The organism is Flavobacterium sp. RHBU_24 (assembly GCF_046613695.1).
Taxonomy (GTDB): Bacteria; Bacteroidota; Bacteroidia; order Flavobacteriales; family Flavobacteriaceae; genus Flavobacterium.
On record NZ_JBKJHD010000001.1, the window covers coordinates 466516 to 480970 of the forward strand.

Here is a 14455-nt window from a genome sequence, read left to right on the forward strand (position 1 = left end):
CATGCTTAATATATCTAAAGACAAAGAGATACTGCTTACCCCGGGGGCGTATGCCTCTATAACAAGGGTAGCAACCGTACCCCATTATAAGTTGCTTAATAAAATAATTATAGGCTTTATGCTGTTTTTAGTAGCCTGCCTGTTCCTGCCCTGGACGCAAAATATATCAGGAAACGGAGCCGTTACCACGCTAAAGCCAGACCACAGGCCGCAAACCGTGCACAGCGCCATAGCCGGGAGGATAGAAAAATGGTTTGTGCAGGAGGGCGACTATGTGCACCCGGGCGATACCATACTTTTTATTTCGGAAATTAAAGAAGATTACTTAGACCCAAACCTTGTGGCTAACACCTTACAACAGGTAGATGCCAAGAAAATGGCGGCAGAGTCGTATGGAAGTAAGGTGAATTCACTCGAAGTACAGGCGCAGTCGCTTAACCAGGAAAGGGAACTTAAGCTGCAGCAGGCCATGAACAAGATAAAACAGGCGCATCTTAAAATTAAGAGCGACAGTATGGACCTTGAAGCTATTAAAACGCAGCTGCGCATTGCCCAAACCCAGTTTAACCGCAGCACAGCGCTTAATAAAGAGGGGTTAAAACCCATGACCGATGTAGAACAAAAAAGGCTTAAACTACAGGAAGCCGAGGCATATATTATTACCCAGGAAAATAAGCTGCTGAGCAGCAAAAACGAACTTATAAACGCCAGGGTAGAAATAAACCGCATTACGGCAGAATATGCCGAGAAGATATCAAAGTCCCAAAGCGATAAGTTTACGGCGCTAAGCACGCAGTATGATACCGAAGCGCAGGTAAACAAACTGCAAAACCAGTATGTAAACTACAGTTTAAGAAACGGCCTCTACTATATAACCGCCCCGCAGGAGGGCTATATAAACCGTGCACTGCTGGCCGGTATAGGCGAGACCATTAAAGAAGGTACACCCATAGTTAGCATAATGCCTGCCGGGTATGATATAGCCATAGAAACGTATGTTAACCCTATAGACCTGCCGCTGGTGCACCGGGGCGCTAAGGTAAGGGTGTGGTTTGACGGCTGGCCCCGCATAGTGTTTTCGGGTTGGCCCGGCCTTTCGTACGGTACCTATGGTGGCCGTGTGGTGGCAATAGAAAACTTTATAAGCCCCAACGGTAAATACAGGATACTGATATCGCCGGACAGCGAGGCCGAAAAATGGCCGAAGGAACTTAGCATAGGCGCGGGAGCGCAAAGTATAGCACTGCTCGATACCGTATCAGTATGGTATGAAATATGGCGAAACCTTAACGGCTTTCCGCCTAATTATTATAAGCCCGATGTAAATGATACTAAAAGTAAGGACAAAAAATAATATGGAGCATTTTTTTAAGCTGTGCTTCCTGCTGTTTTTAACGTTTGCGCCAACTGTATACGGGCAGGAAGCCCAAAAATTTAATGAGGAAGAATTAAGCTATAATGAGTTTTTAGGGTATGTAAAAAAATACCATCCCCTGGTACGGCAGGCAAACCTGGAGGTTACCGGAGCCCAGGCAGAGCTTATGGCCGCGCGCGGGGGCTTTGACCCTAAGATAGAGGTAGACTATGACAAGAAGCGGTTTAACGGCACCGAATACTACTCGCTGCTCAACAGCAGTTTTAAAATACCTACCTGGTATGGCATAGAAATAAAGGCCGGTTTTAACGAAACAGACGGCCAGTATTATAACCCTATGGACCGCACACCACAGGCCGGGCTTACCACTTTAGGTATAAGTGTGCCCCTGGGCCAGGGGCTAATCATCAACAGCCGTATGGCCGATGTAAGGGAGGGCAGGCTGCTGCTTCAGCTGGGTGAGGCCGAGCGTAAGCTAAGGGCTATAGAAGTGCTGTATAATGCCAGCGAAGCCTATTTCGACTGGAAGCGTGCATATACCGAAGCCGAGCTTTATAAAAATTACCTTGGGTTTGCCAGCACGCGGTATGAAGGTGTAAAAAAGCTGATAGAGCTGGGAGATTCGCCCCAGATAGATATGGTAGAAGCCGGCATAACCGTGCGCAACAGGCAGCTTAATTTAGAAAACGCCACCCTCAAGCTTACTAAGGCAAAACTAAAGCTGGCTAACTATTTATGGATACAGGAAGTGCCTGTAGAACTGGGCGAAAACGTACGTCCGGAAGAAAACCTGGTACAGACGCTGCCCGAAACGCTGCGTACCAATGAGCTATTGGTAAATGTAAACCAGCTCGACGCACACCCAAAAATACAGTCGCTGGAAACAAAGCTGTCTATACTGGAAATAAACCGGCAGTTAAAGGCCAATATGCTGCTGCCAAAAGCTAATGTGGGCTACAACTATATATCTGACCCTAATAATTTTAATAACTTCAGGACCGAGGACTATAAGTTTAATATAAATTTTAGCGTGCCGATTTTCTTGCGCAAAGAGCGCGGAAACTTAAGGCTTGCCAAAATAAAGATACAGGACACCCAATATGAGCTGGGGCAGCAGCGCCTGGAGCTGCAAAATAAAATACTGGCGCAGCAAACCGAAATACAGTCGCTGCAAAGCCAGAAAGCCATAATAGATGCGCTGGTGGAAGACTATGCTACCATGCTGAGTGCTGAAGAGCAGCTTTTTTCCTTTGGCGAAAGCTCTATGTTTTTAATCAATTCGCGCGAAAATAACCTGGTAAATGCCCGCCTGTCGCAAATAGGCATCGAGAACCAGTATTTTATATCGAACGCGCAGCTGTTCAGGACACTGGCTAACCCGGATTAACGCATACTGATTAAGTTGAAGCCCATAGTAGGATGGGGGGCAGGCTACAGGGTAGTTTAAAAATGGCGCAAAGGCGTATAACCGTTATATTTTTACCGCATTTATGAAACGTTGTGCTACTTAGTTAAATTAATCCTATAGTCTGATGTGGCTTTCCGGGCATCCGGCAGAATTTTATATTTTTACAATTCACTATAAACATACCTAAATGGCCTCAGGTTTTTTTGCAATATTAGACGATATAGCTGCTCTGATGGACGACGTAGCCATAACGGCAAAACTTGCAACCCGCAAAACAGCCGGCATACTGGGAGATGACCTGGCTGTTAACGCCGAAAAGGCCACCGGTTTTTTAGCCTCGCGTGAGTTGCCCGTGCTATGGGACATTACAAAGGGGTCGTTTGTAAACAAACTTATAATTGTGCCTATAGCGCTGCTGCTGGATGCCTACTTTCCTATAGCCATTACGGTAATTTTGCTATTGGGCGGGTTTTTCCTGGCGTATGAGGGTGCCGAAAAAATCGTGGAATTTGTTTTTCACCGCCCCAAGGCCGCCCATGAGGTTATCGCTGAAAAAGAAGAAAGCGGCGCGGATATTGAAAAAGCTAAAATAAAGTCGGCTGTAACCACTGATTTTATCCTTTCGGTAGAAATAGTGATTATAGCCCTGAGCACTGTTTTAGAGGAAAGCCTTACATTACGCATTATAACAGTTTCTATAGTAGCGCTTTTAGCAACCGTGGGAGTTTACGGCATCGTGGCCCTTATAGTGCGTATGGACGATGCTGGTTTTAAGCTTATAAAACGCGCTGATGGCAAGGGGTTTTTAGCAGCACTGGGTAATATGCTGGTAAAGGCGCTGCCCATTATTATTAAAGGATTAGCCATAGTAGGTACCATTGCGTTACTATTGGTCTCGGGAGGGATATTTGTTCATAATATCGATTACCTGCACCATTTCCTTCCAAACATCCCTTCTACATTAAAAGAACTGGGTTTTGGACTTGTTGCAGGGCTGCTTGTTGTGGGGGTAGTGGCATTGGTCAAAAAAGTAGTCTTTGCCGTAAGGGGCAGGTAATTTATTTATTATGCACAAATCCATGCACAACTGTAATACGTTTTAAGGAATAACTATTTAGGCATTTAGCCAAAGGGTTATTTGCAGGCAGATTACTATCTTTGCGGCATGACAGGACTTGTGTATAAATCTACGGGCAGCTGGTATTCGGTAAAAACTGAAGAAGGCACCGTATACGAATGCCGTATAAAAGGTAAATTCCGTATAAAAGGTATCAAAAGTACTAATCCTGTTGCGGTGGGCGATGTGGTAGATATAGAGCTTGATGAAACCGTGGATGCCGTTACGGGCACAATCAACAAAATTCACGACCGAAAAAATTACATCGTCCGTAAATCGGTAAACCTTAGCCACCAGGTACATATTATCGCATCAAATATCGATACCCTTTTGCTTCTGGTTACTATAAACAACCCGCCCACTACTACCAGTTTTATAGACCGTTTCCTGGTTACTGCCGAAGCATACGACATACAGGCCATCCTTGTTTTTAATAAAACCGATACTTATGATGAGGGCATGAGAGATGAGCAGCTGTACATGCAGTATGTGTATGGCAAAATAGGCTACAAATGCCTCACTGTATCATCGGTTACCGGTGAGGGAATTGATGAATTACGGGCCGAAATGAAAGATAAAGTAAGCATGTTCTCGGGCCATTCCGGTGTGGGCAAGAGTACGCTTATCAACACACTACAGCCCGGACTGGAACTAAAAACCAAGCAGATAAGTGAGCAGCACAGCCAAGGGCAGCACACCACAACCTTTGCCGAAATGTTTGACCTTGATTTTGGCGCCAAAATTATTGATACACCCGGTATACGCGGTTTTGGCGTGGTTGATATGGAAAAGGACGAGCTTGGCGATTACTTCCCTGAGTTTTTTGCCCTTAAAGATAAATGCAAGTTTAACAACTGCCTGCATAAAGACGAGCCCCACTGCGCCGTTAAAGATGCCCTTGATAACGATGAAATAGCCTTTAGCCGTTACCGCAGCTACCTGCAAATGCTTGATGGCGAAGACGAGCATTACCGTACCGATATTTATGGCGAAGAACGAAATAAAGACGAGGAATAATGCGCGTAGTACTGCAACGGGTAAGCCATGCCTCGGTAACTATAGAGGGTGAAAAAGTTTCCGATATAGGGCAGGGGTTGTTACTGCTTGTGGGCATAGAAGCTGCGGACACGGCTGAAGATATTGAGTGGCTTTGTGCGAAGATTGTAAAGCTGCGTGTCTTTGCAGACGAAGCCGGTATAATGAACCTTTCAATACAGGACATTGACGGCGATATTATCGTGGTAAGCCAGTTTACGCTGCACGCGCTTACTAAAAAAGGCAACCGCCCCAGCTATATCAAGGCGGCCCGGCCTGAGGTAGCGATACCACTGTATGAAGCTTTTGTTGCCAAACTGCAAAGCGATTTAGTAAAGCCCGTACAAACCGGCCGCTTTGGTGCCGATATGAAAGTACTTTTGCTAAACGACGGCCCCGTTACCATAATTTTTGATACGAAAAATAAGGAGTAAGGTTTTGTTTATTACCAAAATAAACTACTTTTGGGGCAAACCAACTTTAACATGATTTTAAGAATCACCATACTGCTGCTTGCCTTATTTGGGGCGCAGGCTTTTGCCCAGGAAAATTATAATTCGTTTACAATTCCTAAAGAGCTTACCGAAAACGCCAATGCTGTGGTGCGCTACGAGCGTATAGACATCAACCTGCCATCACGCAGGCAGATGGATTATGCTATTAAAAGGGTGGTAACCGTTTTAAACGAGCACGGCAACGGTTATATAGGGGCGGAAACATCGTATGATAAGTCAACTACTGTGCGTAGCATAGAGGCCATTATCTACGATAAGAACGGATTACAGCTTAAAAAACTAAAGCGCAAAGATTTTAAGGACCAGTCGTTGTCTGGCAGTGATGTAACTGATAACAGGGTGCTTTTTTTAGATTATACTCCCGTATCTTACCCGTATACCGTAATGTTTACCTGTGAGACAACAACTGATAATACCGCGTTTATACCGCAATGGTCGCCGGTGGAAGGTGTTTTTTGCAGCACTGAAAAAGAAGAGATGAGTATTACGGCAGAGCCATCACTGGGTTTAAAATTCAAAGAGTATAATTTTGGCGAAGTAGTATTACAAAAAAGCCAGGGAGCGGGGGCGTATATTTTTAGCGCTGAAAATATCCCTGCTTACAGGGCTGAAGATTATTCACCATCGTTAAGCAGCATCCGTCCGTATATTATTTTTGGCCTTGAAAAATTCCACCTTGAAGGGGTAGACGGCGAAGCCAAAACCTGGGAAGCCTTTGGCGCATGGATGTACAATAACCTTTTACAGGGTACCGATGAGCTTCCGGCAGAAACCGTAGCAAAAGTTAAAGCATTGGTGGGTACTGAGACTGACCCGCTTAAAAAAGCAAAGATAATTTATAAATATGTGCAGGGCAAAACCCGCTATGTAAGCATACAGCTGGGCATAGGTGGGTGGAAACCCATGCCGGCGAAGGATGTTGACCGCCTGGGTTATGGTGACTGTAAGGCACTTAGCAACTATACCCGTGCACTGCTAAAGGCGGTAGACGTACCGGCCTATTACACCGTTATATATGGGCAGTACAAGAGGGATATTAACCCTGATTTTGTGTCGATGCAGGGCAACCATATTATATTGGCTATACCGCATAATAACGAGTTTGTATGGCTGGAGTGCACTAACCAGTCGATACCCTTTGGGTTTCAGGGCGACTTTACCGATGACCGTATGGCCTTGCTTGTAAAGCCGGATAAAGGCGAAATAGTACGCACCCATGTATATGATGCGCAGGGCAATGCCCAGGTGTGTACCGCTACGTGTACCATAACTCCCGATGGTGCACTAAAGGGCGCGCTTAAGCGGGTGAGCAGCGGCCTGCAGTATGACGACAAATACAGCTGGGCGAGTGCAGGCAAGGAAGACCTTGACAAGAAGTATAAAAATATTTTCAGCAATATTAATAACCTTAAATTCAGCAAGACAGAACTTACCAATAGTTATGATGATAAGCTGCTTACCGAAGATATAGCTTTTGAAGCACCCGGCTATGCAAGCACTACCGGCGGTAGGCTCATGTTTGCCGTAAATGCGTTAAACCAGTCGTCTACGGTGCCGCAGCGGTACCGTAGCCGTAAGCTGCCGCTCAATATTGCCACCGGTTTTTATGATGAAGATGTGGTAACCATAGCCCTCCCCGCCGGTTTTGCCATGGAGGCCCTGCCATCAAACGTAACCATTACCGATACCTATGGCGAGTATAAAGCCGAATACAGCCTGGTCAGCCCCTCAGAAATACGCTTCAAGCGCACATTGCTTATAAAACCAGGCACGTATCCTAAAGAAGAGTATGACAAGTACAGGGAGTTCAGGGAAAAAATTGCCCGTAATGATAATGCCAAAGTGGTTTTGGTAAAGCAATAAGCCATGTGTAGAAAAACAGTTTTTTTGTGCCTTCTCCTTTTTATGGTATGTAAGGCTTTTAGCCAGCTTACACCGTCAAGGCACGTACTTCCGGTTACCGTAAAAGACCTGGAGGAAAAAGTACACCCGCAGGACAGCAGCGCCGCGGCGGCCTATATTTACCGTTATGGCAACACCTGGTTTGATATTGTAGACGGCTACTGGGTTATGAATACCGAAATTTACAGCCGTGTAAAAATATATAAAAAAGATGGGTACGATTATGCTAATCCCTCAATACGTTTTTATACCGGAAGCCGCAAGGGTAAAGGCACGTTTAGCAATGCGGTTACCTATAACTTAAAGGACGGCAAGGTGGTTAAAACACCCTTGGAAAAAACAAGTATGTTTGAAGAAGAGGTTGATGAAGATTATACCGTTATACGTGTAAAAATGCCCGATGTGCACGAGGGCAGCATTATAGAATATAAGTACACCATACGCACGCCGCACTTTGGTTATTTCAGGGATTTTTATTTTCAGTTTGATGTTCCCGCAAATGAGGTAGCTTATGATGTGGCCATACCGGTATACTTTTTTTATAACATATACACAGTAGGCTATGTAGGAATTAAAGTGGCCGAAACCACCATGCGGCCAAACAACCCGCTTACGGTAACCTCAAATTCCAGGTATGTTATTACCGAAAAGGTGTCATCTTATTCTGCCAGCAACGTAAAAGCCCTTAAGGATGAGCCTTATGTAACTAATCTTGATAATTATACAGGCATGGTGAAGCACGAACTTTCGGCGGTTAGCTTCCCGGAAAGAAGTATGCAAAAGTATGCCACCGACTGGGAATCGGTAGCGAGGGAAATTTACAAGGCCGATGGTTTTGGCCGGGAGGTAAAGCTCGATTCGTATTTTGAAAAAGACATCGACCCTTTGATTGCTGCGGCAACAACAGATAAAGAAAAAACAGACCTTATTTTTGAGTATGTACAAAACTACATGTCCTGGGATAAGGAAAAGTCATACCTGTGCGAAAAAGGAGTGAAAAAAGCCTATTTGTCACACACCGGCAACGCCGCCGAAATAAACCTTATGCTAACCGCCATGCTGCGCCATGCAGGCCTGGATGCTCACCCTGTGCTGGTAAGCACACGCGATAACGGTATAGCTGTGTACCCCACACGCTATGCCTATAATTATGTAATAGCGGCGGTAAAAACAGAAGGTAAAACGGTATTGCTCGACGCTACCAGCAAGTATAGCCGCCCTGGCATACTGCCCATAAGGGCGCTAAACTGGGAAGGCCGCCTTATAGAAAAGAACGGTGATAACGAAGAGATAAACCTTGCACCCATGCTGTTAAGCAAAGAAAGTATAAGCCTTTCGGCTGATCTTAACGCAGATGGATCGGTTAGCGGCAAGGCGCGCGACCAGTATAGCGACTATGATGCCTACACATTTAGGGAGCGTTATGCCGAGGTTAACGAGCAAAGCTATATTGAAAATCTGGAAAAACAGCTGCGCGGTGTGCAGGTAACCGATTATAAGGTTATCAACCAGAAAGAACTGGATAAGCCCGTGCTGGAAGAGTACAGTTTTAAGCACAATGCTGTGGCAGACGTTATAGGCGATAAAATGTATATAAGCCCAATGCTTTTCTTTACCCGTGAAAACAACCCGTTTAAGCAGGAAACGAGGGAGTTTCCGGTTGATTTTGTTTATCCGTACCAAATGCGTTATGTAATAAGCCTGCACATCCCCGAAGGGTATGCCATAGAATCGTATCCTGAAAAAATGGAGTTTGCCATGGAAAAAAACCTGGCACAGTACCAGTATACAATACAGCCCAATGGTAAAAACCTGCAGCTTTTAGTTATTGCACAGGTAAATTCGCCCATAATGGACCAGGAATATTATAAGGATATTAAACAATTTTTCCAGAAAATGCTGGATAAGGAAAACGAAAAAATAGTTTTGAAAAGAATATAAACCCAACACATACCAAAATTATGAAACTACTTAAAATTACAGCAATGCTTTTGCTTTTTACAGCCAGCGTATTTGCCCAAAAGTATAAGCTTGGCGAGGTTACGGTAGCTGAACTTGAGGAAAAAGCACACCCTAAAGACGCCGCTGCGCCTGCCGCGGTGCTGTTTAGTAAGTGTACTAATTATATGGAATACTCGCAGGGCAAAGGATTTACGTTATATACTGAGGTTGAAACCAAAATAAAGATCTATACTAAAGACGGTTATGATTATGGAAATAAGGTAATTTCGTACTATAACCAGGGATCTAGTTATGAAAAAGTAAATGTATCAAAGGCATTTACATATAACCTGGTAGACGGTAAGGCCGAAAAAACCAAGTTAAGCAGTGACGGCGAGTTTGATGAGGTGGTGAATGAAAACTGGCGGACCAAAAAGATAATGATGCCCAATGTAAAAGAAGGCAGCATTGTAGAGTACCGGTATATTATAGAGTCGCCGTTTGAATCAGTTATGCCCGACTGGAAATTTCAGTCAGGCATCCCTGTAAACCACAGCGAGCTTACCACAAAAATCCCCGAATATTATGTGTTTAGCCCTAACTACAGGGGTTATTATGCACCCAAAATAACTCAGGAAAAAAATTCACGCAATATCATACTTACAAGCAAGGAGAGGTCGGGCAACCGTGTGGTTTCTACAACCTTCACCACAGATAAAGTAGTCTACACCGAAAACGTAACCACGTATGTGCTTGAAGAGCTTCCTGGTATGCGCAACGAGCGGTTTATAAACAATATAGACAATTATACGGCAGGCATAGAGCATGAAATTAGCGCGGTAAAGTGGCCTAACGAGCCCGTAAAAAGTTTTTCGACCACGTGGGAAGACCTGGTAAAAACAATTTATGATTATGACGATTTTGGCGGCGAGGTTAAAAAAACAGGCTATTTTGAAGAGGATATAAAAGCACTTATTGCCCCGCTAAAAACGCCTGAAGAGAAAACCGCGGCCATTTTTACGTATGTAAGAAACCAGATGAGCTGGAATGAGAGATATGGCTACCGCTGTAATGCAGGCGTAAAAAAAGCATACAAAGAAAAGACCGGCAACGTTGCCGAAATAAACCTGATGCTTACCGCTATGCTACGCTATGCGGGTTTAGACGCAAACCCGGTACTGGTAACCTCACGTTCGCAAAAAATAGCACTTTTCCCCAGCTACAGTGCTTATAATTATGTAATAGCATCGGTAAAGGTAGACGGCAAATATATACTGCTTGATGCCACGTCAAAATCGGCCATGCCTAATATTTTACCCATAAGGGCTATTAACTGGGCAGGCAGGCTTATAAAAAAAGACGGCACAAGCGAATCTATAGACCTTGCCCCGCAGGCGCTTTCTAAAGAAGTAATAACCCTTACGGCAAAGATGGATAATACCGGAAACCTGAGCGGTAAGGCACGCGACCAGTACCAGAGCCATAATGCGTACCTTTTTAGGGAAAACTATGCAGGCGTGAGCAAGGAAAGCTATCTTGAAAAACTGGAAAAGAGATATAAGGGCCTTGAAATAGGCGAATATAAGGTAAGCAACGACAAAGACCTTGACAAGCCTGTTATAGAAGAGTATGATTTTACATATAAAAATGCTTCGGATGTTATAGGCGATAAAATATACTTTAGCCCCATGCTGTTCTTTATGGAAGATGAAAACCCGTTTAAGGCCGAAAAGCGCGAGTATCCTATTGACTTTATATTTCCATCGGAGGATAAGTACATGATAAACATTACCGTTCCTGAGGGCTATGTGGTAGAGTCGGTGCCGGCTTCAGGCGCTGTAGCGATGGAAGATAACCTGGGCAGTTTCCGCTATACTTTACAACAGCAAGGCAATACGATACAAATGATGGTGGTTAGCAGCATAACCTATGGTATGGTGGCGGCCGATTATTATGAAACCCTGAAAGGTTTTTACCAGAAAATGATAGACAAGCAAGGGGAGAAAGTGGTACTTAAAAAGGGGTAATGTTAGTAGAGTTACAAGCTCTGCACTTTTTAGGATAGCTACAGATTGAAGCTAACTTTGTAACTTTGCCACTTTGTAACCCTGATACTAAACCGATGAACATAAAGAATGCTCAGATTGACGTAGACAACTGGATTAAAACCCACGGTGTACGCTATTTTAACGAACTTACCAATATGGCCCAGCTTACCGAGGAGGTAGGGGAGGTGGCCCGCATCATTGCCCGCCGATACGGCGAGCAGAGCGAAAAGGAAAGCGATAAAAATAAAGATTTGGGCGAAGAGCTGGCCGATGTGGTGTTTGTAGTACTGTGCCTGGCCAACCAGACCGGGGTAGACCTACAGGCGGCGTTTGACAAAAAAATGGACCTGAAAACAAAACGCGACCACGACCGCCACCACAATAACGAAAAGCTGAAGTAATGAACAACAAGCTGAAGCATGTGGTTATAGCATTCCTTGTTTACTTTAGCATAGCATCTATTATAGAGCTGACTATAGGCTGGGGCATGAAGAGCCCGTGGGTGTTTCTACCGCTGTGGGCACTGTGCCTGTCGCTGGCCAATGTATTCCTGTTTAAAAACGCCGGCAGGCCAAAATCCGGCATTAAAAAGTAAGCCGCATCCCTTATGGATATAAAAATAAGCATCAATAAGCCGGTACGTTCATCGGCTATAAAAATTACGGGCAGCAAAAGCGAGACTAACAGGCTGTTGCTGTTGCAGGCGCTGTACCCGGGTATCAAGATAGAAAACATATCAGAGAGTGACGACAGCGCCGCCATGCAGGCGGCATTGGCAAGTAAAAATGATGTGGTAGACATTCACCATGCGGGTACGGCCATGCGTTTCCTAACGGCATATTTTGCGCAAAAAGAGGGTAGGAGTGTACTGCTTACTGGCAGCCAGCGTATGAAAGAAAGACCTATAGGCGTACTGGTAGATGCCTTGCGCAGCCTGGGTGCGGATATTGAATATGCCGAAAATGAGAGTTATCCACCCCTTAAGATAAACGGCAAAAAACTGGCAGGCGGCAGCGCCTCAATAAAAGCAGACGTAAGCAGCCAGTACATTACCGCGCTATTGCTTATAGCATCAAAGCTTGAAAACGGCATTGAGCTGACGCTTGAAGGAGAACTTACCTCTATTCCCTACATAAAAATGACGCTTGGCCTATTGGACGAAGTAGGCATTGAAAATAGTTTTGAAGGAAGTGTGATAAGAGTGAAATCGCAAATCACAAATCGCAAATCACAAACCGGGGGGGAATCTGCAATCTTAAATCTTAAATCTGCAATTACTGTTGAGAGCGACTGGAGTTCGGCATCCTACTTTTACAGTATAGTAGCATTGAGCCCGGTGGGCACTGCTATTACGCTATCATCGTACAAACAAAACAGCCTACAGGGAGACAGTGCCCTGGCGGATATTTATAAAGAATTTGGCGTAGCAACTACATTCTTGGGCAACTTTATTACACTCACGAAGCTGGGCCAACAACCAACAACCATCAACCGACAGCTAAACGATACGCCGGACATAGCACAAACCATAGCCGTAACCTGTTTTGGCCTGGGTATTGGCTGCCACTTAACCGGCCTGCATACCCTAAAAATTAAGGAAACCGACAGGCTCGAAGCCCTTAAGGCAGAGTTGGGTAAATTTGGCGCAGAGGTAACGGTTACTAAGGATAGCCTTACGTTGGCACCCCATTCTCTTTTTCTGGGCATGAGTGAAGCTGGCTCCCCTCCTTTGGAAGGGGTGGGGGAGGCTCCTGAAGTTGAAGTCGCTACCTACAACGACCACCGAATGGCTATGGCCTTTGCGCCGCTCACCACTAAAACGCCATTTGTTATAAATAATGCCGAGGTTGTAAGCAAGTCGTTCCCCACGTTTTGGGAGGATATGCAGGCTTTGGGGTTTGAGGTGGAAAAGATGTAAAAATTTTCACATTTAAAATTTTCTCTACTAATAGATTAATAGCCCTTTGTGGGCTATTTCTTTTTAATTTCATAAATGCCTTTTTCGCTATTCCATTCAAGGCTGTTTTTGTTTTCGTTCCAAAATTTTTGCCACCATTTTGCGTCCTTGGTTTCGTCCTGCTTGTCATCGCCAAAAAGCATCCCTAAATACCCGTATGTGTATGTGTCAGGGTTACAATAACTCGCCGAAGAACCTTTTTCTTTAGGCATCTCGTCTAAATTATACACACTTTTTAAGCACTTTTTGGTTATCTCATTTTTTGCATTGTTTTCCTTTAGCGAAACAATCAGCGCCTCAACCGCCGTTAACGAACTTATTTCGGGTATTTTTGCATTTTGGTATGCTTTGGGCGTAACCTCCGCAATCGGCTTCTCTGATAAAAAATCCAGCCATTTATTTTTTAATGATTCAAGTTCTTTATCTGTTGCATGCAGGGTTACAACGCCAAAGTTTTTCTTTGTGAGCGATTGAAGTATCTGGTTTGCCCTGCCCGCAACTGTAAATAAATCATTGTCCATAACCAGGCCCTTTCCTTCAAATATAATATCGCCCGTAGTTATCCTTTCCCAGATAATTAGCCTGCTTGTTCCCTTTAATTTTGTCACTTTTTTGTTTGTTATCTGACTGGCGAGCCCTTTCTTGAATGCAGTATCTTTCGAATAATTGTTAATCGAGGCATTCAGGGTTAAAAAAACTTCGCTCCAGTATTCGTCTGCTATGTTTTTTTAAGGAGTGCTTCAGGGGTCAGTTTTTGAGCCTCATTATACATTTCTAATGTGTAGTTTTCTATATTTTGCTGGCTCCATGAAGTTAACAGCTTTTGGGAGAATGTAGTGCTGCAGCACAATGACAGGGCAATAAGCAGTACGGCTTTTTTTGTCATAAAGGTTATAATTGGTTGATGGCTAAATGTAATGATTTTTATCTCAACAAGTAGTTTGGCAGTGTTTTTTTTCGGTTTTGAAGTAGTTTAAGATTTTTGATTTCAAATTGAAGATTGACTATCGATTATACTGGTTAGAATTGTTGAAAAAATCAGTATAAATCTGCCAAATCTGCGTCATCTGTATTGTTTGTAACTCATTGGTAATGAGTGCTTGTTGCAAATAAACGCTAAAACACTTGACAACGCCTATCGCACAGTAGTATATTTG

General features: G+C 44.1%; 13 protein-coding genes. 11 read left to right on the forward strand and 2 right to left on the reverse strand.

The features are described 5' to 3' along the window. The first annotated feature begins 1 nt into the window (after position 1). From ACLI09_RS02145 to ACLI09_RS02195, 11 genes are all read left to right on the forward strand, one after another. A complete protein-coding gene (locus tag ACLI09_RS02145; RefSeq protein WP_411417935.1) occupies positions 2-1354 on the forward strand; it encodes an HlyD family secretion protein in 1353 nt (450 codons plus the stop codon). After that, complete coding sequence (locus tag ACLI09_RS02150; protein WP_411417936.1) at positions 1326-2762, forward strand: TolC family protein; 1437 nt, start codon at positions 1326-1328, stop codon at positions 2760-2762. The genes ACLI09_RS02145 and ACLI09_RS02150 overlap by 29 nt, the downstream gene beginning before the upstream one ends. A 208-nt stretch (positions 2763-2970) precedes the next feature. After that, a complete protein-coding gene (locus ACLI09_RS02155) occupies positions 2971-3840 on the forward strand; it encodes a DUF808 domain-containing protein (RefSeq protein WP_411417937.1) in 870 nt (289 codons plus the stop codon). Between the two features lie 108 nt (positions 3841-3948). After that, the gene (gene rsgA / locus ACLI09_RS02160; RefSeq protein ID WP_411417938.1) at positions 3949-4917 is read left to right on the forward strand and encodes a ribosome small subunit-dependent GTPase A; all 969 of its coding nucleotides are present in this window, start codon (positions 3949-3951) and stop codon (positions 4915-4917) included. Then, positions 4917-5369, forward strand: coding sequence for a D-aminoacyl-tRNA deacylase (gene dtd, locus ACLI09_RS02165; RefSeq protein ID WP_411417939.1), 453 nt, complete (start codon positions 4917-4919; stop codon positions 5367-5369). The genes rsgA and dtd overlap by 1 nt, the downstream gene beginning before the upstream one ends. Positions 5370-5420: 51 nt before the next feature. After that, entirely contained in the window at positions 5421-7313 is a 1893-nt protein-coding gene (locus ACLI09_RS02170; RefSeq protein ID WP_411417940.1) for a DUF3857 domain-containing protein, read from the forward strand. Between the two features lie 24 nt (positions 7314-7337). Further along, complete coding sequence (locus ACLI09_RS02175) at positions 7338-9293, forward strand: DUF3857 domain-containing protein (RefSeq protein ID WP_411417941.1); 1956 nt, start codon at positions 7338-7340, stop codon at positions 9291-9293. Positions 9294-9313: 20 nt separating this feature from the next. Next, positions 9314-11320 carry a DUF3857 domain-containing protein gene (locus ACLI09_RS02180; RefSeq protein ID WP_411417942.1) on the forward strand — a complete coding sequence of 669 codons (2007 nt, stop codon included), beginning with the start codon at positions 9314-9316 and terminating at the stop codon, positions 11318-11320. Positions 11321-11415: 95 nt separating this feature from the next. Continuing rightward, positions 11416-11742, forward strand: a complete 327-nt coding sequence (locus ACLI09_RS02185; RefSeq protein ID WP_411417943.1) for a nucleotide pyrophosphohydrolase — start codon at positions 11416-11418, stop codon at positions 11740-11742. Continuing rightward, a complete protein-coding gene (locus tag ACLI09_RS02190) occupies positions 11742-11936 on the forward strand; it encodes a hypothetical protein (protein WP_411417944.1) in 195 nt (64 codons plus the stop codon). The genes ACLI09_RS02185 and ACLI09_RS02190 overlap by 1 nt, the downstream gene beginning before the upstream one ends. 12 nt (positions 11937-11948) lie before the next feature. Further along, the gene (locus tag ACLI09_RS02195) at positions 11949-13259 is read left to right on the forward strand and encodes a 3-phosphoshikimate 1-carboxyvinyltransferase (protein WP_411417945.1); all 1311 of its coding nucleotides are present in this window, start codon (positions 11949-11951) and stop codon (positions 13257-13259) included. A 53-nt stretch (positions 13260-13312) separates the two neighbouring features. Here the strand turns inward: ACLI09_RS02195 and ACLI09_RS02200 are convergent, their stop codons facing one another. Both ACLI09_RS02200 and ACLI09_RS02205 read right to left on the reverse strand, forming a co-directional pair. Beyond that, on the reverse strand, positions 13313-13906 hold the full coding sequence (locus tag ACLI09_RS02200) for a hypothetical protein (protein ID WP_411417946.1): 594 nt from the start codon (positions 13904-13906) through the stop codon (positions 13313-13315). A 110-nt stretch (positions 13907-14016) separates the two neighbouring features. Next, positions 14017-14184 carry a hypothetical protein gene (locus ACLI09_RS02205; protein WP_411417947.1) on the reverse strand — a complete coding sequence of 56 codons (168 nt, stop codon included), beginning with the start codon at positions 14182-14184 and terminating at the stop codon, positions 14017-14019. Between the last annotated feature and the right edge of the window lie 271 nt (positions 14185-14455).